Raw genomic sequence first — 22,287 nt, 5'->3', positions numbered from 1 at the left:
AGCTGCCGTTTTTTGTCGCAACGTCGCAGTTTGACGGGCAAATCTCGCTGCCCGTATTGCTCTTGTTCGGGCAGGGCGCTAAGACGCCATCGCATTACTGTTTCAGGAGCCTTCACCATGTCGAACACAGATGCTTTCTTCTCCCGTCCGCTTGCCGAAGTCGATCCGGATATTTTCGGCGCGATCGAGAAGGAACTGGGTCGCCAGCGCCACGAGATCGAACTGATCGCCTCGGAAAACATCGTTTCCCGCGCTGTGCTTGAAGCGCAGGGTTCGATCATGACCAACAAATATGCCGAAGGTTATCCGGGCAAGCGTTATTACGGCGGCTGCCAGTTCGTAGACATTGCTGAAGAGCTTGCCATCGAGCGCGCCAAGAAGCTGTTCGGCGTCAACTTCGCCAACGTCCAGCCAAATTCCGGTTCGCAGATGAACCAGGCCGTGTTCCTCGCGCTGCTCCAGCCGGGCGACACCTTCATGGGTCTCGACCTGAACTCCGGAGGCCATCTGACGCACGGTTCGCCGGTCAACATGTCCGGCAAGTGGTTCAACGTCGTGTCTTACGGCGTGCGCGAAGGCGACAACCTGCTCGACATGGACGAGGTGGAGCGCAAGGCCAAGGAAACCCGGCCGAAGCTTATCCTTGCCGGCGGCACCGCCTATTCCCGTATCTGGGACTGGAAGCGCTTCCGCGAGATCGCCGATGAAGTCGGCGCCTATCTGATGGTCGATATGGCCCACATCGCTGGTCTCGTTGCCGGTGGCCAGCATCCGTCGCCGTTCCCGCATTGCCACGTTGCCACCACGACGACGCACAAGTCGTTGCGCGGCCCGCGTGGCGGCATGATCCTCACCAATGACGAGGATCTGGCCAAGAAGTTCAACTCCGCCGTTTTCCCCGGCCTGCAGGGCGGTCCGCTGATGCACGTCATCGCCGCAAAGGCAGTTGCCTTCGGTGAAGCTTTGCAGCCGGAATTCAAGGATTACGCCGCACAGGTCGTCAAGAACGCCAAGGCGCTTGCCGAAACGCTGATCGAAGGTGGTCTTGATGTCGTCTCCGGCGGCACCGACAACCACCTGATGCTGGTTGACCTTCGCAAGAAGAACGCCACCGGCAAGCGTGCTGAAGCAGCTCTCGGTCGCGCCTACGTCACCTGCAACAAGAACGGCATTCCTTTCGATCCGGAAAAGCCTTTCGTCACCTCGGGTGTGCGTCTCGGCACGCCGGCCGGCACGACGCGCGGTTTCAAGGAAGCGGAATTCCGCGAAATCGGCAAGCTGATCGTCGAGGTTCTCGATGGTCTGAAAGTCGCCAACTCGGATGAGGGCAACGCTGCTGTTGAAGCTGCGGTGCGCGAAAAGGTCGTCGGCCTGACTGACCGTTTCCCGATGTATCCGTACATGTAAGGACGTAAAGAGATGCGCTGCCCATTTTGCGGTTCCGAAGACACACAGGTCAAGGACTCGCGTCCGGCGGAGGATAACACCTCCATCCGCCGGCGGCGCATCTGCCCCGATTGCGGCGGCCGCTTCACGACCTATGAGCGCGTGCAACTGCGCGAGCTGATGGTCATCAAGAAAAGCGGCCGCAAGCTGCCCTTCGACCGGGAAAAGCTGGTGCGATCCTTCGAGATCGCGCTACGCAAACGCCCGGTTGACCGGGACCGGATCGAGCGGGCCGTCTCCGGCATTGCTCGCCGTCTGGAAAGTTCCGGTGAGACGGAAATCCCCTCGGAAGAAATCGGCCTCCAGGTGCTTGAAGCGCTGAAGAGCCTCGATGACGTGGCCTTCGTACGCTACGCCTCGGTCTATCGCGATTTCAGTCATGCCGAGGATTTCGAGAACGTGATTGCCGAAATCAACGCCAAGATCGCCCGAGATACAGACGCCGGAGCATAGACGTGACGAGCCGCGCCGATGACGAAAAATTCATGGCCCGGGCAATCGAGGTTTCCCTGCGCCATCAGGGTCAAACCGAGACCAATCCCTCCGTCGGTTGCGTTCTCGTCAAGGACAGAAAAATCATCGCCGAAGCGGTGACGGCAATTGGCGGCCGCCCCCATGCCGAACGCCAGGCGCTGGAAATAGCCGGCGAAGCGGCGCGCGGCGCAACAGCCTATGTCACCCTCGAACCCTGCTCGCACTGGGGCAAGACGCCGCCCTGCGCCAATGCGCTGGTCGAATACGGCGTGGCCCGTGTCGTTGTGGCGGTTGACGACCCGGACGAGCGTGTTTCCGGTCGTGGTTACTCCATCTTGCGGGAGGCGGGTATTGTCGTGGAAACCGGCCTGCTGCGCGAACAAGGCAAGAGAGCGCTTGCGGGTTACCTCACACGCCAGGTGAAAAAACGCCCGCATGTGATTCTGAAGCTTGCCATTTCTTCCGATGGCATGATCGGCAGACAAGGGGAGGGGCAGGTAGCGATCACCGGTCCGCAGGCCAGGCACGCCGTGCATGAACTGAGAGCGCGCTGCGATTGCATCCTCGTGGGCATCCGTACCGCGATAGCGGACGATCCGGAACTGACCGTTCGAATTGCAGGTCTCGAAGATCGTTCTCCGGTCCGAATCGTGCTTGATCGCAAGTTTGAACTACCGTTGACGTCTAAGCTGGTGAAGACGGCGAGGGACTTGCCGGTTGTCGTTGCTGCGCTACCCCCCTCTGCCCTGCCGGGCATCTCCCCCTCAAGGGGGGAGATCGACTCGCCGCGACCGACTCGTTCAGATCTTGTATCCGTTACTCATTCGCCCACCTTTGGTGTCGGAAAAAATGCTGCCCTATCGATCTCCCCTCGTGAGGGGGAGGTGCCCGGCAGGGCAGAGGGGGGTAGCCACGACCGTCGCCAACCACTGATCGACGCGGGCGTGGAAATCCTTGAAGCGCCAGCCCTCGAGAACCTCCTTCACATTCTCGCTGAACGCGGCATGTCGGAACTTCTGGTCGAAGGCGGCGCTTTTGCCGCAAAATCGTTCCTTGAAGCCGATCTCGTGGACCGTATCATGCTGTTTGAAAGCCCGGTCGTGGTTGGTGAAGGCGGGATTGAAACGCCGCTCAGCCGTGCCGATATTCCGGGCGATTATGTTTTGGTCAGCGAAACCGCCTACGGGCCGGATCGCTGCTTCGATTACGAAAGGCCGCTTTGATGTTTACCGGAATTGTCACCGATGTTGGAACCGTGTCCGAGCTGGAAGCTCTGGCGGAAGGCATTCGTCTGCGGGTGGCGACCAATTACGATCCCAAGACCATCGATATGGGCGCATCGATCTCCCATGGCGGCGTCTGCCTGACGGTGACCAAACTGCCCGAAGACGGCAGCAACGAGCGCTGGTACGAGGTCGAGGCCTGGGAAGAGGCATTGCGCCTGACGACGATTGCGGGCTGGCAGAAGGGCACGCACGTCAATCTGGAGCGCGCGCTGAAGATTGGCGACGAGCTTGGCGGTCACATCGTTTCCGGCCATGTCGATGGCAAGGCGGAGATTCTGTCGGTCGAGCCGGAAGGTGAGGCGGTCCGTATCCGCCTGCGCGCGCCCGACCATCTGGCGAAATTCGTGGCGCCCAAGGGTTCCATTGCACTCGATGGCACTTCTCTGACCGTTAATGCGGTCGACGGAACGGATTTCGACGTGCTCCTGATCCGCCATACGCTCACCGTCACCACATGGGGTGAGCGCCAACCGGGTGATTTCGTCAATTTCGAAGTCGACACCATGGCGCGATATGCCGCAAGGCTTGCGGAGTTCCCCTCGGCGTAACACCGTTCGGCATCTATTGTGCTGAAATACACTCCCGGCCTTGAGCCGGTATCCAGCCAGCCCAAATCCTTGGGCTGAAAAGACTCTTGCCGCCGCGCAGACGCGCGTTGACTGGAGTACCTCTCAAGGCCAGAATGCCGGATAGACTTTACAGTCCTCCGCCATCGCGACAGATCAGTTGTTGTCCCGCACTCCGCTTTCGATTGACGCGCAAACACTATAAAGACGTCTTTAGGCCCAAACGGGGTGAGGGGATTACGACATGCCGTCTTTCGAACTGCTGACAGCCTTTTTCATCACCACCGCCCTGTTTGCCTATATTCCCGGCCCGGCCATGCTTTATGCGGCGGCGCAGACCATGGCGCGCGGCCGGTTTGCCGGGCTGATGGCGGTGCTTGGCATCCATGTCGGCTGCTATTTCCATATCGTCGCCTCGGCGGCGGGGCTTTCGGTGCTGTTCCAGGCGGTGCCGTGGCTTTATCTGGCCGTGAAGCTATGTGGCGCGCTGTATCTCATCTGGCTCGGCTTCTCGATGCTGCGCAGCAAGCTTGAAGGTGAGGCCGTCAATCTGACCATCGAACCGAAATCGGCAAGGCGCGCCTTCATCGACAGCATCATCGTCGATGTGCTCAATCCGAAGACGGCGCTGTTCTTTCTGGCGTTTCTGCCGCAATTCGTTGATCCGGCGGCGGCCTTTCCGATCTGGCTGCAATTGCTGATCCTCGGTATTGCCGTCAATTTCATTTTTTCCTCCGCCGATCTGGTTGGCGTGCTTCTGGCGGGCGCGATGGTCGGGCGGCTCAAGCGTTCCAGCAGGGTGCTGGTGCTTGCCCGTCGCACTGCGGGAACGGTGCTGATGGGGCTTGGCGTGCATCTGGCTTTCCAGAAAACCTGATTTTCGTAAGCCTCGCCGGATAAGGCGAAAACTGCGCAATTGTCTTGCAAACGGGGCCTCTTGCGCGGGTGACACATGAAATTACTTGCCAAAAACGGCCAGCCGTGGTTTGACCGCCGCAAAAGCCGGTATGATCCGGCCCGAACTTTTTCAGGAAAATCCCATGTCCAAACCCCATCTTCTTATCGTGGAAGCACGCTTTTACGACGATATGGCAGACGCTCTTCTCGAAGGCGCGAAGTTCGCGCTGGATGAGGCTGGCGCAACCTATGACGTCATCACCGTTCCCGGCGCGCTCGAAATCCCCGCTGCCATTGCCATGGCGCTGGATGGCGGCGACAACGAAGGCACTGAATATGATGGTTTCGTAGCGCTCGGCATGGTCATTCGTGGCGAGACCTACCACTTCGACATCGTTTCCAACGAATCCTCCCGCGCCCTGATGGATCTCGCCGTCAGCGAATCGCTGGCCATCGGCAACGGCATCCTCACCGTCGAAAACGACGATCAGGCATGGGCACGTGTTCGCCGTTCTGACAAGGATAAGGGCGGTTTTGCGGCCCGCGCGGCGCTGACGATGATCGAGCTCAAGAAAAAACTGGGTGGCTGAACGCATGTCGGATGTTGAAAATGGCGGCGAACCGCGCCAGCCTTCGGTAAAGCCCGCCAACCAGCGTGGCGCTGCGCGCCTCGCGGCCGTGCAGGCACTTTATCAGATGGATGTCGGCGGCACCGGCGTGATGGAAGTCGTGGCGGAATACGAGGCACATCGTCTCGGTCAGGAAGTCGATGGCGATACCTATCTGAAGGCCGATCCTTCCTGGTTCCGGTCCATCGTGTCCGGCGTCGTCCGCGATCAGACGAAGATCGACCCACTGGTGCGCTCCGCACTTCTGGAAGACTGGCCGCTGTCGCGTCTTGATGCCACCGTTCGCGCTATCCTGCGTGCCGGCGCTTTCGAGATTCTGGAGCGCAAGGACGTGCCGGTCGCCGTCATCGTTACGGAATATGTCGAAATCGCCCGTGCTTTCTTCGAGCACGACGAGCCGAAGCTGGTGAACGCGGTTCTGGACCGCATTGCCAAGCAGGTACGCGGCGAGGCAAAACGCTAAAATACGTTAGGTGAGGAAGATATGAGCGCCGTTTCCGTCCCCGGACTTGAAGTTCAACTGGACGAGGCGAAGCGCAACGTCTTCCTCCTGACCGCCGCACAGGCGATCATGGGCTCGGCAGCGCCTATGAGCTTCTCGGTCGGCGCGCTTGCCGGTTACCAGTTGCTCGGGGCTGACAAGTCGCTGGCAACGGCGCCGCTTACCGGTTTCAACATCGGCGTGGCGCTGGGCGCCATCTGCGTTGCCGCAGCATCGCGTTTTCTCGGCCGCAAGGCGGGCTTCATGGTCGGCGCGCTGATGTGCTCCATCGGCGGCGGCATTGCTGCCGTGGCACTCTTCCGCTCCGACTTCTGGCTATTTGCGATCGGCCTGCTGCTGATCGGCATTTCCGGCGGCTTCACACAGAAAATCCGCTTCGCTGCTGCCGACGCATCCCCCTCTTTCTACAAGCCGAAAGCCATTTCCTGGATATTGGCGGGTGGCATCGTCTCGGCGATCATCGGGCCGCAGCTCGCCATTTTCGGCAAGGATGTCTTCGCACCGGTCACCTTCGCCGGTGCTTTCATCGCGCTGGTGCCGCTCGGCATCATCGCGATTGCCATTCTGGCATTCCTGAAATTGCCGGACCCGAAGGCCGCCTCTATCCACGCGCAGGCTGCACGGCCCTTGTCGGAAATCGTGCGCACGCACCGGTTTGTCACCGGCATGGTCTGCGGCATCGGTTCCTATGCGTTGATGACCTTCATGATGACCGGCGCGCCGCTCGCCATGGTAGTCGGCTGCGGGTTTCCCACCGAACTTGCGACGCTCGGCATCCAGTGGCACGTTCTCGCCATGTTCGGCCCAAGTTTCTTCACCGGTATGTTGATTGCGCGATTCGGCGCGGAAAAAATCGTTGCAGCCGGTCTCGTCGTGCTGATGGCCTGCGCCGTCGTCGCCCATATGGGCATCGAATTGTGGAACTTCTGGGCGGCGCTCATTCTCCTCGGTCTCGGCTGGAACTTCGGCTTCATCGGCGCTACCGCCATCATCACCTCCAGCTACCGCCCGCATGAGGCAGACAAGGTACAGGGCTTTCACGATATCGTGCTGTTTGGCACGGTAGCGCTGTCGTCCTTCTCTTCCGGCAAGGTGTTTACGGCCTGGGGCTGGTCGGTCATGAACCTCGTTATCTGGCCGGTTGCGGGGCTATGCCTCGTGCTGGTGGCGTCGCTGTTGCTGACCCCGCGCAGAAACGCCGCGTAAGATCGCCTTCGATCTCTACCCCTTTCATGTTTCAGGCAAATTTGTGGGCTTGACGCCACGCCTTTCGCCAACGCAATCTTGCCGCGCAGGTCATTTTTCCTTGGGAGGGGAAGAATGGCCACGACAGGACAGGCCGCGCATTTGATCGCTCCTGTCCTTGCACATGGTTCGCCACGCCGGGGAGGGAGTGAGACCCGGCCTTTTGGGAGGTAAGTGCGCATGACCGTAATACCCATAGTGATTTTATGTGGGGTCCTGTCCGTGGTTTACGCGGCATGGACGACCAGGAGCGTTCTCGCTGCCGATCAGGGCAACGAGCGTATGCGTGAAATAGCAGGTTTTATCCGTGAAGGTGCGCAGGCTTATCTCACCCGTCAATATCTCACCATCGCCATCGTCGGATTGATCGTCGCCGTTCTCGCCTGGTATCTGCTGTCGGCTCTCGCGGCCATCGGGTTCATCATCGGCGCCGTGCTTTCGGGTGCTGCCGGTTTCATCGGCATGCATGTCTCCGTCCGTGCCAATCTGCGCACCGCACAAGCCGCATCCCACAGCCTTGCCGCCGGTCTCGACATCGCGTTCAAGTCGGGCGCCATCACCGGCATGCTGGTGGCTGGCCTCGCGCTGCTTGGCGTGTCCATCTATTATTTCATCCTCACCTCGGTGCTCGGCCATGCGCCCGGATCGCGTGAGGTGATTGACGCTCTGGTGTCGCTCGGTTTCGGCGCTTCGCTTATCTCCATCTTCGCCCGTCTCGGCGGTGGCATCTTCACCAAGGGGGCAGATGTCGGCGGCGATCTCGTCGGCAAGGTCGAAGCAGGCATTCCCGAGGACGACCCCCGCAACCCTGCAACCATCGCAGATAATGTCGGCGACAATGTCGGCGATTGCGCCGGCATGGCGGCCGACCTTTTCGAGACCTATGCCGTCTCGGTGGTCGCAACCATGGTGCTTGCGGCGATCTTCTTTGCCGGAACGCCGATACTGGAAAGCGCGATGGTCTATCCGCTGGCCATTTGCGGCGCCTGCATCCTGACCTCGATTGCCGGCACCTTCTTCGTCAAGCTCGGCACCAACAACTCCATCATGGGCGCTCTCTATAAAGGGCTGATTGCCACCGGCGTCTTCTCGATTGCGGGGCTTGCCGTGGCAACTTACGCGACCGTGGGCTGGGGTACCATCGGCACGGTTGCCGGAATGGAGATTACCGGCACGAACCTCTTCCTGTGCGGGCTGGTCGGCCTTGTGGTGACGGCGCTGATCGTCGTCATCACCGAATATTATACCGGCACCAACAAACGCCCGGTCAATTCCATCGCACAGGCTTCGGTCACGGGCCACGGCACCAACGTCATCCAGGGTCTTGCAGTCTCGCTGGAATCGACGGCGCTGCCGGCGCTTGTCATCGTTGGCGGCATCATCGGCACCTACCAGCTCGGTGGCCTGTTCGGCACGGGCATCGCGGTCACCGCCATGCTTGGTCTGGCGGGCATGATCGTGGCGCTCGACGCCTTCGGTCCGGTGACTGACAATGCCGGCGGCATTGCCGAAATGGCCGGTCTCGACCCGGATGTACGTAAGGCGACCGACGCGCTGGATGCCGTCGGCAACACCACCAAGGCGGTGACCAAGGGTTACGCCATCGGCTCTGCCGGTCTCGGCGCGCTGGTGCTGTTTGCCGCCTATTCCAACGACCTGTCCTATTTCGCTGCCAATGGCGATACCTATCCTTACTTCAAGGATATCGGCGACATATCCTTCAGCCTTGCCAATCCTTACGTCGTTGCCGGTCTGCTGTTCGGCGGCCTCATTCCGTATCTCTTTGGCGGTATCGCCATGACGGCGGTGGGCAAGGCGGCAAGCTCGATCGTCGAGGAAGTCCGCCGCCAGTTCCGCGAAAAGCCTGGCATCATGGTAGGAACGGAAAAACCGGACTACGGCAAGGCGGTCGATCTTTTGACCAAGGCGGCGATCAAAGAAATGATCATTCCGTCGCTGCTGCCGGTTCTGGCGCCGCTCGTCGTTTATTTCGGCGTGCTGCTTATCTCAGGTTCCAAGGCCTCTGCCTTTGCCGCACTCGGTGCATCGCTGCTTGGCGTCATCATCAACGGGCTGTTCGTGGCGATTTCCATGACCTCCGGTGGTGGTGCGTGGGATAACGCCAAGAAAAGCTTCGAGGATGGCTTCATCGACAAGGACGGCGTGCGCCACGTCAAGGGTTCGGACGCCCACAAGGCGTCGGTTACGGGCGATACGGTGGGTGATCCCTACAAGGATACCGCCGGTCCGGCCGTCAACCCGGCTATCAAGATCACCAATATCGTGGCGCTACTGCTATTGGCGGTTCTCGCCCACTAAGGACTTGCAGCATCGACAAAGAAAAAGGCCCGGGGAGCGATCTCCGGGCCTTTGAATTTTCGTTCCGTCTTCCGATCAGGGGGTGTTGCCGCTCTGGCCAAGAATGCTCTTGGCGATGTTGGCGCCCGAGGTGCCGCCGGACAGCAGCTGCTGCAGGAAGGTGAGATCCTTGCCGCCTGTCGGCGTGGTACGCGAAATCGTGTCGAAGACCTTGCCGTCCTGCAGCGCGTAATTGGCCTTACGCTCGATTACGCCGTCCTTGTTGAAATAGATCGCGAGAATGTTCTGTTCGACCAACGTCGGCTTCATGAAAGCGGCGCGGCGCACACGCTTCTGCGAGATGTAATAGAAAACCTCGTTGCCGAACGTCGCCGTGGTGGAGGGCGTGCCCATGGTCAGCAGAACCTGCTCGCGGCTGGAACCTTCCGGGATCAGCTGAAGCGACTGCTCGTCCATGACGTAGCCGTTGTGGAACACATCGGTGGTGCTGGTGCAGGCGGAAAGCAGGGTGGACGCGACGACGATTGCGATGGCGGTCTTGCCCAGAATTTTGCCGTGACTTGCGGATTTCTGCTTGCTCAACTGCTTTTCCCCGACTGCGATCATGAATGGCACCTTCCGGCATTGCGTGGTGCACAGTGTCTGTGCACATGATTGTGTCAATCCGGGGACGGAAAATCCCGATCACCCCCCAAATTCAACGCTTTCACGGCCTTTGGAAACTCTTCCGGTCTCTTAGACTGTTTCAGCCGAAAGACGAACGTGACCGCGACAGCATTGCAATTCGTGGATGCTTCGGTAAACCAGCTTTGGCGATCATGCAACAAGTGCGATAGGCGGGTGAGCGAATTCACCAGCCCCGTTCGGAAAAAAACGATGATATTCGGGCTGTTCAGACAGAAAAACAACAACCGCGCCATAGTAGACCGGCAATATGCGATCCTGACGGCTGCGGCCCGCACGCCCGCTTTTTATCTTGATCTCGGCGTTCCGGACACGGTGATGGGCCGCTTCGAGATGCTGTCGATCATCATGATTCTCTATTTCCGCCGCACCAAATCCTCCGGTGTGAGCGGGCAGGAAATCGCCCAGGAGATCGTCGACGCCTTTTTTCAGGATATCGACCATTCCATCCGTGAGCTCGGCATTGGCGACCAGGGCGTGCCGAAGCGCATGAAGAAATTTGCCGGCATGTTCTACGGGAGGCTCGAATCCTATGCGGCGGCGCTGGATGCATCCGACCCCGTTGCCCTTGCCGCAGCGCTCCGGCGCAATATATACCCCCAGACAGATGAGAAGGCACCGGAACTGGACGGGCTTGCGGGCTGGATGATGGAGGCGTCTTCCAACCTTTCCGCAGGCTCCGAAGAAACGATAGCAACCGGAAGCCTGAAGCTGCCTTTGCCTGGACTATGAGGTTTACGATGAACGCGCGACACGCCGCAAATGACGATCTGCCTTTTTCCTACCCCGTAAAGGTAGGCCATATTTCCGCCAATCCGGTGAGGATTGGTCTTGAAGCCAATGCCGAGGAACTGAAGGCACTGGCGAAATTCTGGGATGTGGTTTCCGTCGAATATCTGAAGGCGGAACTGCAGGTTACCCGCTGGAAGAGGGATGGCGTGAAGATCAAGGGCGAGGTGCATGCGGCCGTGACCCAGTCCTGCGTCGTGACGCTGGAGCCGGTTTCCAGCAAGATCGACGAGAGCGTCGAGCATATTTTCGTGCCGGAAGGATCGAAGCTGGCGCGGATGGTCACCAATGAGGAAGGGGAGATCGTACTCGACCCCAATGGCCCTGACATTCCCGATCAGTTCACCGGCGACAGCATTGATGTTGGCGCGACGGTTGCGGAATTCGCGGCCCTTGCGATCGATCCCTATCCGCGCAAATCGGATATCGAATTTACCGATACGACCGAAAATGAGCCTGAAGAAGAAAAGCGTCCGTCGCCTTTCGCCGTGTTGAAAGACTGGAAAAAAGACTGAATGCGCCGCCGGGCTGAAATAATTTTATTGTAACACAGGCCGGAACAGGTATTTTCGCGCAAAATCCGCTTGAGTGGCGGCAAAAAGGATAAGGGACGAGTGATCAGAATAGCGATTGACGTCATGGGTGGCGATTTCGGCCCTGATGTTGCCATACCCGGTGCCGCCAAGGCGCTTGAACGGCACAACGATGTGACTTTTCTGCTCTACGGGCAGAAAAGCAAGTGCGACCCCATTCTGGCACAATATCCCGCACTTCGGGAAAAATCGGTCTTTCACGATTGTGAAATTTCGGTCGCCATGGACGAAAAGCCAAGTCAGGCGCTTCGTCGTGGCCGCTATGTCTCCAGCATGTGGCGCGCCATCGAGGCCGTGAAGCTCGGTGAAGCGGACGTCGTCGTATCCGCCGGCAATACCGGCGCGCTGATGGCCATGGCCAAATTCTGTTTGCGTACCATGGCGCGGGTGGAACGCCCGGCCATCGCCGGCATATGGCCGACGCTGAAAGGCGAAAGCATCGTACTCGATGTTGGCGCCACCATTGGCGCCGATTCCCAGCAATTGCTCGATTTTGCCCTGATGGGCGGCGCCATGGCGCGTGCGCTTTTCGATATCGACCGTCCGACCGTCGGTTTGCTGAATGTCGGTGTCGAGGAGGTGAAGGGTCAGGAAGAGGTCCGTGAAGCCGGACGGCTGATCCGCGAGGCCGATCTAGGCACCATCGATTACCGCGGTTTCGTCGAGGGTGACGACATTGGCAAGGGCACGGTGGATGTGGTGGTGACCGAAGGTTTCACCGGCAACATTGCGCTCAAAGCCGCCGAAGGCACGGCGCGCCAGATCACCACGCTTCTGCGTGAGGCGATCTCCCGCAGCTTCTTTGCCAAGATCGGTTATATTCTCGCGAAAAGCGCTTTCGATGTGCTGCGAGAAAAAATGGACCCGCGCAAGGTCAATGGCGGCGTGTTTCTCGGCCTGAACGGCATTGTCATCAAAAGCCATGGCGGCACGGACGCCATCGGTTTTGCCTCCGCGGTCGATGTCGGCTACGACATGGTCCATAACGGTCTTACGGCAAAAATTGAAAACGATCTGAAGATTTACCACGCAAGACGGCTTCCGCCCCCGGCGCCCGAAGCTCTCGTGGCTGACGAGGAATAAGGGAATGATCCGCTCTATCGTACGTGGTTTCGGGGCAGCGCTTCCGAAGCGTGTCATGACCAATAGTGAAATCGAAGGGGTCGTAGAGACTTCCGATGAATGGATCGTGCAGCGCACGGGCATTCGTCAGCGCTACATAGCGGGAGAAGGCGAGACCACCGCTTCGCTCGGCGAGGCTGCGGCGCGTGCGGCGCTCGACAATGCCGGCCTGACGCCCGATGACATCGACCTCATCATTCTGGCAACCTCGACACCGGACAATACATTTCCGGCAACGGCGGTAAACATCCAGAACCGTCTCGGCATGACCCACGGTTTCGCCTTCGACATGCAGGCCGTCTGCTCCGGCTTCGTCTATGCCGTGGCCACCGCCGATCTTTACATTCGCGGCGGCATGGCCAAGCGCGTGCTGGTGATCGGCGCCGAAACATTCTCGCGCATTCTCGACTGGAAGGACCGCACCACCTGCGTTCTGTTCGGTGATGGTGCAGGCGCACTCGTAATTGAGGCAGGGGAAGGCGAGGGTACTTCCAGCGATCGTGGCATCCTCACCTCGCAGCTGCGCTCCGACGGTTCGCACAAGGACAAGCTTTACGTCGATGGTGGACCTTCCACGACCGGCACGGTCGGCCATCTGCGTATGGAAGGCCGGGAAGTGTTCAAGCACGCTGTCGGCATGATCACCGACGTCATTGAACAGGCTTTCGAGGCGACAGGCACGACGGCTGATGATCTCGACTGGCTCGTTCCGCATCAGGCCAACAAGCGCATCATCGACGGATCGGCAAAAAAGCTCAATATCGATCCGGAAAAAGTCGTCATCACCGTCGATAAACACGGCAATACGTCGGCCGCATCCATTCCGCTGGCGCTTGCCGTTGCGGCCAGTGACGGACGCATCAAGAAAGGCGATCTGGTCATGCTGGAAGCCATGGGCGGCGGTTTCACCTGGGGCGCAGTGCTGCTGCGCTGGTAACGGCAAATTTTAGCGTTTACCGGGGCGCTGGCACAAAATCGGTTGTGATTTTTGCGCCAGTACCCCGTTCAAACGCGCTGAAGCGACCCCCGCGTGCGGCAAAACCGCGTCAGTCGCTCTAAGCCATTGCACTGATTGCCGAAAGCCTCAAATGAATCTGGAACAATCCCTTGACCGGTCGCCACAAGGGAAATAATCTCGGCGGCTCCTAGAGAAAAATTCAGACACGGTTTGTGGGGAAAAATGGCCGGGAAGACAGTGACACGCGCAGATCTTGCAGAATCTGTGTTTCGTAAAGTCGGGCTGTCCCGCACCGAATCCGCCGAACTGGTCGAAACGATCATCGACGAGATTTGTAATGCGATCACGCGCGGCGAGGTCGTCAAGCTCTCGTCCTTCGCGACATTTCAGATCAGGGAAAAGAACGAGCGTATCGGCCGCAACCCGAAAACGGGTGAGGAAGTTCCGATTTCGCCACGCCGCGTCATGACCTTCAAGGCGTCAAACGTGCTGAAACAGCGAATCCTGAAGGCGCATACAGCTCGCAAGACCAAGCAAAAGGGTCAGAAAGCCGGGGCGTAAGCCGGCTGTAACACGGGTTTTTTGCCGCATGGCAAGCCTTTATCCCCATTCTTCTTGTGAACATGCTTGAATTTCGACGTGCAAGCCGTTGAAATCTGGTCGACTCACATCATAATCAATTTTAGATAAATGGTATCTTGCCGCCACGGGCATCGGTGCGAGGATCGGGTTCGATTTTTCGCAATACATGATGCACGGTATCGGCTGGTGAAAAGCGTTCTTGTTCAGTGTCCGGCTGGGTGCATGGCGCTCAAGGTCCGGATGGGAGTGGAAGTTTGGACAAAAGCCCCGACGCGTTTCGGACGATCAGTGAAGTGGCGGATGAGCTGAACCTGCCGCAGCACGTGCTGCGTTTCTGGGAAACGCGCTTTCCGCAGATCAAGCCGATGAAACGGGGCGGGGGCCGCCGTTATTACCGCCCTGATGATATCGATCTCCTCAAGGGCATTCGTCATCTTCTTTATGACCACGGCTACACCATCAAAGGTGTGCAGAAACTTCTGAAAACCAACGGAAACCGTTTCGTGGCGGCAATCGCGTCGGGCGATCTTGCTACCATGGAAGCCATCATGGCAGCGAGCGGCGAAAAGGAAGTTGCCGAACCGCGCGTGCTGGATCCGGACGGAGACGAGGTCGTCGGCCGCCCGAAAGCCAAGCCGAGCGGCCGATTTTTCGGCTTCGGCGGCGGTAACAGCGATACCGAGATATCGGTCGGCAAATCTGGCATCGGCAAGGATGACCAAGCGCTGTTGCAGGAGGCGCTGTTCGATCTTCTCGAATGCAAGCGGCTGCTTGATCAGGTTCGCTGATCGTTTTTCCACAACTCTGTTCGAGCATTTTCAGGAAAAGCGAAGGCGCTCTGGAATGCCAACCTTTCAGAAACTCTCTTGACCGATAATGCGGCTCCGTAAAAAGGAGTCTGATCGTGAGCAATCGAAAACCGACAACGCGACGCCGTACGGCGAAGAAATCGGCCGGTGGCAGCGTTTGGCCCTGGGTGCTAATGCTGGGCGTCGTGGCCGGCGGCATTCAGGCTTACGAACATCGCGACAGTCTTATGCCGCAGCGGCATGTCGCGAAGGCAACATCCACGACGACAAATTCCCCCAAGATCGCCGTAGCCGCCAAACGCGAGACGGCCGCACCGGAGAAGGTGGCGGCCATCCGCCCCGCATCGCCGGTTTCACCGATCAATGGTCCGGTGCCGCCACGCTCGATTGCCATGCCGCCTGCGGCACAGCAGAGCCAGGTTGCCGCTATCCTGCCGGAAACACGCCCTTCGGTCGAAAAAGTCTCGCTGGGAGAAAAAAGCGGCGCCTTTGCCTTTTGTGGTCGCTCAGGTCTCACAAATTGCGTGGCCGATGGCAATACCTTCTGGATGAAGGGCGTGAAAATGCAGCTCGCCGGCATTGAGGTCCCGCAGATCGACCGGGCGCGATGCATGGAAGAGCGTCAGCGCGGTTTCATTGCCAAGGTGCGGTTGCGGGATATGTTGAATGCCGGCGCATTCGATGTGGCGTCGTCGGCAACAGCCGGCGGGCAAGCCATGGAACGCAAACGGATTTCACGTTCGGGCGTATCCTTTGCCGATCAACTCGTGCGGGAAGGCCTGGCTCATCCGGTCTCGGCAAAAAATCAGTCCTGGTGTGGCTAAGGCCCGGTTGACCGAAACGGTGCGGCCTGTGTAGATGTGGCGCTGTCGGTGCTTGGGGTCAGGGTTTCGTTCGATCCTGCGCCTGAGGAATGACAAGGCAATTTTGTAGCGCCGGGGCCTGTTGGCACGCGGCGCGACAATGCGGACGTGGCGAAATCGGTAGACGCAGCAGACTTAAAATCTGCCGACCATTGGTCTTGCGGGTTCAAGTCCCGCCGTCCGCACCATTTCCATCTCCAATTAAAAGATTTCTCTGCCGTTTTCCTGCGACATGCGGGCATTCGGGATGGATTCTGCGCCAGGATAGTCGATATCCGGGCAATCGATTGCATCATGACGGATGAGTCAGCCTAAAAAATGGGCTTGTTCACGCTCGCGGCATTTCTCCGTGAAAATCATCCAAAAGAGCCTATTGACCTTGCCACGATGGGAAGCCCTATCTTTTTTTTGTAAAGAGAAAAAGAGGTCATGCGCATGTCACAAATCCAGATACAGGCGAACCATTCGATAGCCATCGAGGGAATGACATGTGCCTCCTGCGTCGGTCGTGTCGAGAAGGCTATTGCCAAGGTGCCGGGGGTCGTCAAGGCTTCGGTCAATCTTGCGACGGAGCGCGCCGATATTGCTTTTTCAGGAGCGCCCAACGTTTCGGCCGTTGTCGATGCCGTGCGAAATGCAGGCTATAGCGTCGACGAGAAAACCATCGAACTCGATATCGAGGGCATGACTTGCGCGTCCTGCGTCGGCCGTGTCGAAAAGGCGCTGAAGGCCGTTTCCGGTGTCTCAGACGCGAGTGTCAATCTCGCAACGGAGCGGGCCACCGTCCGCGTCGCCGGCAATGCCGTCTCTGCCGCCAGGCTGGCCGAAGCAATCAGCCAAGCCGGTTACAAGGCAAACGAGATCGTCGCTGACAAGGCCAAGGGTGACGAGCCGGACCGGCGCGAAGCCGAATTGCGCGGTTTGAAAATCAGCTTGGCCACCGCTGTTGCCCTGACGCTGCCGGTCTTCATTCTGGAGATGGGCTCGCATCTGGTGCCCGCCATCCATGATTTCGTGATGGAAACCGTCGGCATGCGGGAAAGCTGGTATCTGCAATTCGCGCTGACCACGCTTGTTCTCTTCGGGCCGGGCCTGCGGTTCTTCAAAAAAGGCATCCCCGCACTTCTGCGGCTGGCGCCGGATATGAATTCGCTGGTGGTGCTGGGCACTTCCGCCGCCTGGGGGTTCTCGGTCGTCGCCACTTTCGTGCCCGAAATCCTGCCGAGAGGCACCGCCAATGTCTATTATGAGGCCGCAGCGGTGATCGTCACGCTTATCCTGCTCGGCCGTTTCCTCGAGGCGCGCGCCAAGGGCCGCACCAGCGAGGCGATAAAGCGGCTCGTCGGCCTGCAGGCCAAGTCGGCCCGTGTGATGCGCAATGGTGAAACCATCGATGTGCCGCTGCAGGATGTTGCGACCGGCGATGTCATCGTCGTCCGTCCCGGCGAGAAAGTGCCAGTCGATGGTCTGGTGCTTGATGGTTCTTCCTATGTCGACGAATCGATGATTACAGGCGAACCGGTGCCGGTGACCAAGACGGCTGGGTCCGAAGTCGTGGGCGGTACGGTCAACAGAAACGGCTCCTTCACATTCCGCGCCACGAAGGTCGGTGCCGACACGCTGATCGCGCAGATCATCCGCATGGTCGAGGAAGCGCAGGCCGACAAACTGCCGATACAGGCGCTGGTGGACAAGGTGACCAACTGGTTCGTGCCTGCAGTCATGCTCGCTGCACTCGCCACCTTCATCGTCTGGTTCATTCTCGGGCCGGACCCGGCCTTGACCTTTGCGCTGGTTAACGCCGTCGCTGTCCTCATCATCGCTTGCCCCTGCGCCATGGGTCTTGCCACCCCGACCTCGATCATGGTCGGTACCGGACGCGCCGCCGAAATGGGTGTGCTATTCCGGCGCGGCGATGCTCTCCAGACTTTGCGTGATGCCGATGTCATCGCCGTCGACAAGACCGGCACGCTGACGCTCGGCAAGCCGACACTGGTGCATTTCACCACGACCGAAGGCTTCGGTCAGGATGAGGTGTTGCGCCTTGTCGCCTCGCTTGAAAGCCGTTCCGAACATCCCATAGCCGAAGCGATCGTCGAGGCGGCAAAACATGGTGGCCTGACGCTTGCCGACGCGGCCGGCTTTGAGGCGACCCCCGGTTTCGGCGTTGCGGCAACGGTTGACGGCCGCAAGGTCGAGGCGGGCGCCGACCGCTTCATGGTGAAGCTCGGTTACGACATTGTGAAGTTCGCCGACGATGCCGACCGGCTGGGCAGGGAAGGGCAGTCGCCGCTTTATGCCGCTGTCGATGGCCGGCTGGCCGCCATCATCGCTGTTGCCGATCCGATCAAGCCGACGACCCCGGAGGCGATAGCAGCGCTGCATGCGCTTGGTCTCAAGGTCACGATGATAACAGGCGATAACCGCCGCACGGCCGAAGCCATTGCCCGCCGTCTTGGTATCGACGAAGTGGTGGCGGAAGTACTGCCTGACGGCAAGGTCGAGGCCGTTAAAAGACTTGCGGCCGATGGCCGGCGGGTGGCCTTCGTCGGTGATGGCATCAACGATGCGCCGGCCCTTGCGGCGGCCGATGTCGGTCTCGCAATCGGCACGGGTACGGATGTCGCGATAGAAAGCGCCGATGTGGTTTTGATGTCTGGCGATTTGCGCGGCGTCGCGAATGCCATTGCGTTGTCCAAGGCGACGATCCGCAACATCCGCCAGAACCTGTTCTGGGCCTTTGCCTATAATGCCGCACTCGTTCCCGTGGCGGCCGGAATATTGTATCCTGCCAACGGTGTTTTGCTGTCGCCTGTTCTTGCTGCCGGAGCCATGGCGCTTTCCAGCGTGTTTGTCTTGACCAACGCGCTGCGTCTCAAAAGCTTCCGCCCGCCGCTGCTTGACAGATCGTCCGGCATGCAACTCGCAGCGGCAGAATAGGGGGCGGATGTGATGACGCCTGGAAACACAGTCTATTTGCCACGTATCGGACGCAGCATTGTGGCAGCGCAGGGCGAGACCGTCCTTCAGGCCGCCCTTGCCGCCAGAATTTCCTATCCGCACGGCTGTCGCATGGGCCGGTGCGGGGCGTGCAAATCGCACCTCGTCTCAGGCGAGATCGACCTTCTCAAGCATACGCCCTTTTCGTTGACAGAAGAGGAAAAGGCGGAAGGACTGACACTCGCGTGCCGCGCCGTGCCGTTGAGCGACGTGACGATCGGCTGGCTCGACGGTGAGGATGAGTTTGCCGATATTCCGGCCGGCCGCTTTGATGGCGTCATCGCGGAAGCGGTGGATGCGACGCATGATATCAAGCTCATCCGCATCAGGCTCGACGATCGCGAACTGTTTACCTTCAAGGCCGGCCAATATGTGCGCCTGCTTTATCCGGACTGTTCGCCGCGTGACTATTCCATTGCCAGCCGCATCGATGAGGACCTGATCGAATTCCATATCCGGCATGTCCCCGGCGGCGTCACGAGTGGCCATATTTTCGCGAACGCCAAGGCGGGTGACCCTGTCGTGCTGGTCGGTCCCTTCGGGGCTTCGTATTTGCGGGAAAAGCATTGCGGACCGATCCTCGGCATTGCCGGCGGTTCGGGGCTGGCGCCGGTGAAGGCGGTGGTAGAGGCAGCGCTTGCCACTGATCGCACCACGGGCCGGGAACGCCCGATCCATGTCTATTTCGGCGCCCGCGCCGAGCGTGACCTCTATATGGTCGACCGTTTCGAAGAACTTGCCGTAAGCCACGGCAATCTGAGCTTCGTTCCGGTTCTCTCGAATGAAGACCATGCGCAGATACGGCGCGGTTATGTCGGTTCCGCCGTGGCAGACGACTTCGACGATCTCGATGGCTGGAAAGCCTATCTGGCCGGACCGCCGGCGATGATCGAGGCAACGGTGCCGCAGCTCCTGGCAAGGGGCATCCGCACCGCCGACATTCATGCAGACGTGTTTTTCACCCCGGAAAGATAGGAGCAGGATCGATGAACATTGGTACAGCCGCCACCGCATCCGGTGTTTCCGCAAAGATGATCCGCCACTACGAGACGATCGGGCTGATCAAATCCGCAAACCGCACGGAATCCGGTTATCGGGTCTACACGACCAACGATCTGGAGACGCTGCGTTTCATCCGCCGCGGCCGCGACCTCGGTTTCTCGATCGAAAAGATCAGGCAGCTCATGACCCTGTGGCGCGATCCCGGCGGTGCATCCTGCGACGTCAAGCGCATCGTCATGGAACATGTCGTAGATCTCGAGGCCAAGATGCATGCTCTTCGGGAGATGGCCGACACGCTGCGAAATATCGCGACCTATTGCCCTGACAATGGTGAGCCGGATTGCCCGATCATTCAGGATCTTGCCCAATCTGAAGACCCCGATTTTACGCCGGTGGCGATCCTGCCCAAGCGTTCCGGCATGCTGAAGGGCACGTCCGGTGTGGTGACGGATTTGCCGCGCCTCATGAAATAAACCGCATTTCCCCGGCGGGGACCGATCATCAATTGCAGTGCAATGGCCATTTTCGGCGAAGGAGAACAGGCAATGTGGATACAGATAATACAACGCTTCCTTATTCTGTGCCTTATGCTGATGATCGTCTCCGTCATCGCGTTTCTTTTGCCCTACATGGCCGGTGGCGATCCTGCCCGCACCATTCTGTTTTCGCGCATGCGCGATACGGCGCTCGATCCGCATGCAGTCGAGGCCCTTCGGTTAAGCCTCGGGCTCGACCGGCCGCTTTACGTCCAATATTTCGCATGGCTGTCGGGCGCGCTGCGCGGTGATCTGGGCTTTTCCTTCACCAGCAGCCAGCCGGTGGCGGGTGAGCTTTTGCGCTCTCTCGGCGTGTCCGTGACATTAGCACTGACGGCGCTGGCGATTGCGGTCGCCGTCGCCCTGCCGCTCGGCACGTTGGCGGCGATGCGTCCGGGTGGCCGGCTGGACAATTTCGCAACGCTGATGATCCAGACCTTCGTTGCCACGCCGGAATACTGGTTTGCGCCGATGTCGGCGCTCGTCTTTGCGCTTTATCTCGGCTGGTTGCCGTCCGCGGGCTGGGATAGCTGGCGCTCGCTGGTGCTTCCCGCTTTGACATTGACGCTGCGCCCACTGGCCTATTTCACGCAGGTGACGCGCGCCGCCATGGCTGAGGTTCTGCGCGCGCCTTACATCACGGCGGCCCGCAGCCGCGGTCTCGGCATGCATGGCACGGTCATGCGCCATGGCATTCGCAACGGTTCGCTTCCGATCGTCACCTTCTTTGCCCTGTGGCTTGCGGGCCTGCTTGGCGGATCGGTGGTCGTGGAGGTGATATTCGCCATCCCCGGAATGGGCCGGCTTCTTTACGACGCCGTGGTCAATCGGGACATCCCAATGCTGCAGGGCGGTTTCATCTGCATCGTCGCCCTTTCCATCCTGATCAATACCCTGGCCGATGGCCTCTATGTCCTGATCAATCCAGCAATGCGAGGTCAACATGACCATTAGTCACTTCCCGAGCGCGCCGGTAGCCGCCATGCCAATGACCTTGCCCAAGCGCCCGTCGACACTTTTCCGGTTCACGGATTTCATCCGCCGGCGGCACTGGACGTTCTACGCGGGTTCGGCGATTTTTCTCGTCATCATCGTGCTGCTCGTCATCGCGCCGTGGATTTCGCCCTATAATCCCGCGCAGCAAAGCCTTCGCCTGCGGTTGAATGCGCCAAGCGCCGCCTACTGGCTGGGCACTGACCATCTCGGGCGTGATGTCTTGAGCCGGTTGCTTATCGGTGGACGCTTCACGGTCACGATTGCCGCCATCACCGTCATTCTGTCGGTCGCCATCGGAACATTCATCGGCATCATCAGCGGTCGCAGCCGCGGCGTTGTCGATGAAGTCCTGATGCGGGTGGTGGATCTGCTCATCGCCATCCCTGACGTGGTGATCGCCATTTTCCTCGTCGCCATCTTCGGCCCGGGATATGGAACATTGATCGCGTCGCTGACGATCGTCGGTTGGACACCTTTTGCGCGACTGGCACGCGGGCTGACGCTTTCGATCAATTCCCGAGAATATATGCGCGCCGCCGAGGTGCTTGGATGCACACGCCGCTTCATTATTTTCCGGCATGTCATTCCCAACACGATCTGGCCCATCGCAGCAGTTGCCTTCCTGCGCTTCGGCCACAAGCTGATCACGGTGGGCGGACTGTCGTTTCTCGGCCTCGGCGTGCAGCCGCCTGCCGCAGACTGGGCGCTGATGTTGGCCGATGCGCAGGCCTATGCGGAACGTATGCCCATTCTCGTGATCGCACCAGGTCTGGCGATTTTCCTGTCGGCGTTGAGCGTGACATGGATCGGCCACGGCCTGAACATGGATACCAGGAAACCGAACGGCCATTGACGCCTGCGGTTAGAGCAATGACCGGCGCCCGCGCCGATCAAACATACACAGGGCACGATAGCCCCAAGGAGAGTATTATCGTCTGAAGCCGCTTGAAAATACGCCCATGCCTCCGATGCAATAATAATAAGGGGAA

At 59.4% G+C, this 22,287-nt stretch carries 22 protein-coding genes and 1 tRNA gene; 22 read left to right on the top strand and 1 reads right to left on the bottom strand.

From position 1 onward, the window contains the following. The first annotated feature begins 117 nt into the window (after positions 1-117). From glyA to FB593_RS03700, 9 genes are all read left to right on the top strand, one after another. Positions 118-1,407, top strand: a complete 1,290-nt coding sequence (gene glyA, locus FB593_RS03740; protein WP_003512506.1) for a serine hydroxymethyltransferase — start codon at positions 118-120, stop codon at positions 1,405-1,407. A 12-nt stretch (positions 1,408-1,419) separates the two neighbouring features. Then, complete coding sequence (nrdR, locus tag FB593_RS03735; RefSeq protein ID WP_003512508.1) at positions 1,420-1,899, top strand: transcriptional regulator NrdR; 480 nt, start codon at positions 1,420-1,422, stop codon at positions 1,897-1,899. A gap of 2 nt (positions 1,900-1,901) precedes the next feature. Then, positions 1,902-3,143, top strand: coding sequence for a bifunctional diaminohydroxyphosphoribosylaminopyrimidine deaminase/5-amino-6-(5-phosphoribosylamino)uracil reductase RibD (ribD, locus tag FB593_RS03730; protein ID WP_145166333.1), 1,242 nt, complete (start codon positions 1,902-1,904; stop codon positions 3,141-3,143). Then, complete coding sequence (locus FB593_RS03725; RefSeq protein ID WP_003512512.1) at positions 3,143-3,754, top strand: riboflavin synthase; 612 nt, start codon at positions 3,143-3,145, stop codon at positions 3,752-3,754. Before ribD ends, FB593_RS03725 begins: the two co-directional genes overlap by 1 nt. Positions 3,755-4,016: 262 nt before the next feature. Beyond that, positions 4,017-4,649 (top strand): LysE family translocator, encoded by a 633-nt coding sequence (locus FB593_RS03720; RefSeq protein WP_145166332.1) that lies wholly within the window; start codon positions 4,017-4,019, stop codon positions 4,647-4,649. Between the two features lie 163 nt (positions 4,650-4,812). After that, positions 4,813-5,259: a 6,7-dimethyl-8-ribityllumazine synthase gene (ribH, locus tag FB593_RS03715; protein WP_025593086.1), complete on the top strand. Its 447-nt coding sequence runs from the start codon at positions 4,813-4,815 to the stop codon at positions 5,257-5,259. Positions 5,260-5,263: 4 nt separating this feature from the next. Beyond that, positions 5,264-5,761, top strand: a complete 498-nt coding sequence (gene nusB, locus FB593_RS03710; RefSeq protein WP_013635887.1) for a transcription antitermination factor NusB — start codon at positions 5,264-5,266, stop codon at positions 5,759-5,761. A 21-nt stretch (positions 5,762-5,782) separates the two neighbouring features. Next, positions 5,783-7,006, top strand: a complete 1,224-nt coding sequence (locus FB593_RS03705) for an MFS transporter (RefSeq protein WP_025593088.1) — start codon at positions 5,783-5,785, stop codon at positions 7,004-7,006. A gap of 219 nt (positions 7,007-7,225) precedes the next feature. Continuing rightward, complete coding sequence (locus FB593_RS03700) at positions 7,226-9,364, top strand: sodium-translocating pyrophosphatase (RefSeq protein WP_145166330.1); 2,139 nt, start codon at positions 7,226-7,228, stop codon at positions 9,362-9,364. A 75-nt stretch (positions 9,365-9,439) separates the two neighbouring features. Here the strand turns inward: FB593_RS03700 and FB593_RS03695 are convergent, their stop codons facing one another. Beyond that, positions 9,440-9,970 carry an outer membrane protein assembly factor BamE gene (locus tag FB593_RS03695; RefSeq protein ID WP_065661135.1) on the bottom strand — a complete coding sequence of 177 codons (531 nt, stop codon included), beginning with the start codon at positions 9,968-9,970 and terminating at the stop codon, positions 9,440-9,442. Between the two features lie 270 nt (positions 9,971-10,240). Between FB593_RS03695 and FB593_RS03690 the strand changes: the two genes are divergently transcribed. From FB593_RS03690 to FB593_RS03630, 13 genes are all read left to right on the top strand, one after another. Further along, complete coding sequence (locus FB593_RS03690) at positions 10,241-10,780, top strand: ubiquinol-cytochrome C chaperone family protein (protein ID WP_003512525.1); 540 nt, start codon at positions 10,241-10,243, stop codon at positions 10,778-10,780. A gap of 8 nt (positions 10,781-10,788) precedes the next feature. After that, positions 10,789-11,352 (top strand): YceD family protein, encoded by a 564-nt coding sequence (locus tag FB593_RS03685; RefSeq protein ID WP_003512527.1) that lies wholly within the window; start codon positions 10,789-10,791, stop codon positions 11,350-11,352. A gap of 99 nt (positions 11,353-11,451) precedes the next feature. Then, positions 11,452-12,513, top strand: coding sequence for a phosphate acyltransferase PlsX (gene plsX / locus FB593_RS03680; protein ID WP_003512528.1), 1,062 nt, complete (start codon positions 11,452-11,454; stop codon positions 12,511-12,513). A 4-nt stretch (positions 12,514-12,517) separates the two neighbouring features. Next, complete coding sequence (locus tag FB593_RS03675; RefSeq protein WP_003512529.1) at positions 12,518-13,489, top strand: beta-ketoacyl-ACP synthase III; 972 nt, start codon at positions 12,518-12,520, stop codon at positions 13,487-13,489. 243 nt (positions 13,490-13,732) lie between these two features. After that, positions 13,733-14,071 carry an integration host factor subunit alpha gene (locus FB593_RS03670; protein WP_003512530.1) on the top strand — a complete coding sequence of 113 codons (339 nt, stop codon included), beginning with the start codon at positions 13,733-13,735 and terminating at the stop codon, positions 14,069-14,071. Between the two features lie 275 nt (positions 14,072-14,346). Continuing rightward, the gene (locus FB593_RS03665) at positions 14,347-14,880 is read left to right on the top strand and encodes a MerR family transcriptional regulator (RefSeq protein ID WP_003512531.1); all 534 of its coding nucleotides are present in this window, start codon (positions 14,347-14,349) and stop codon (positions 14,878-14,880) included. 116 nt (positions 14,881-14,996) lie between these two features. After that, positions 14,997-15,725: a hypothetical protein gene (locus FB593_RS03660; RefSeq protein ID WP_013635890.1), complete on the top strand. Its 729-nt coding sequence runs from the start codon at positions 14,997-14,999 to the stop codon at positions 15,723-15,725. Positions 15,726-15,866: 141 nt separating this feature from the next. After that, positions 15,867-15,952, top strand: a tRNA-Leu gene (locus FB593_RS03655). A gap of 247 nt (positions 15,953-16,199) precedes the next feature. Further along, positions 16,200-18,704 carry a heavy metal translocating P-type ATPase gene (locus tag FB593_RS03650; RefSeq protein WP_162633698.1) on the top strand — a complete coding sequence of 835 codons (2,505 nt, stop codon included), beginning with the start codon at positions 16,200-16,202 and terminating at the stop codon, positions 18,702-18,704. 12 nt (positions 18,705-18,716) lie between these two features. Beyond that, positions 18,717-19,739 (top strand): 2Fe-2S iron-sulfur cluster-binding protein, encoded by a 1,023-nt coding sequence (locus tag FB593_RS03645; protein WP_065704746.1) that lies wholly within the window; start codon positions 18,717-18,719, stop codon positions 19,737-19,739. Positions 19,740-19,750: 11 nt separating this feature from the next. After that, a complete protein-coding gene (gene cueR, locus FB593_RS03640; RefSeq protein ID WP_013635893.1) occupies positions 19,751-20,239 on the top strand; it encodes a Cu(I)-responsive transcriptional regulator in 489 nt (162 codons plus the stop codon). A 72-nt stretch (positions 20,240-20,311) separates the two neighbouring features. Then, positions 20,312-21,256, top strand: coding sequence for an ABC transporter permease (locus tag FB593_RS03635; RefSeq protein ID WP_003512536.1), 945 nt, complete (start codon positions 20,312-20,314; stop codon positions 21,254-21,256). Beyond that, positions 21,246-22,151 (top strand): ABC transporter permease, encoded by a 906-nt coding sequence (locus FB593_RS03630; RefSeq protein WP_013635895.1) that lies wholly within the window; start codon positions 21,246-21,248, stop codon positions 22,149-22,151. Before FB593_RS03635 ends, FB593_RS03630 begins: the two co-directional genes overlap by 11 nt. The last annotated feature ends 136 nt before the right edge of the window (positions 22,152-22,287 follow it).

Source organism: Rhizobium sp. SJZ105 (genome assembly GCF_007828365.1).
Classification (GTDB): domain Bacteria; phylum Pseudomonadota; class Alphaproteobacteria; order Rhizobiales; family Rhizobiaceae; genus Agrobacterium; species Agrobacterium tumefaciens.
Note: the sequence above shows the minus strand (reverse complement) of the source record. Positions and strands in the feature narration are given on the sequence as shown.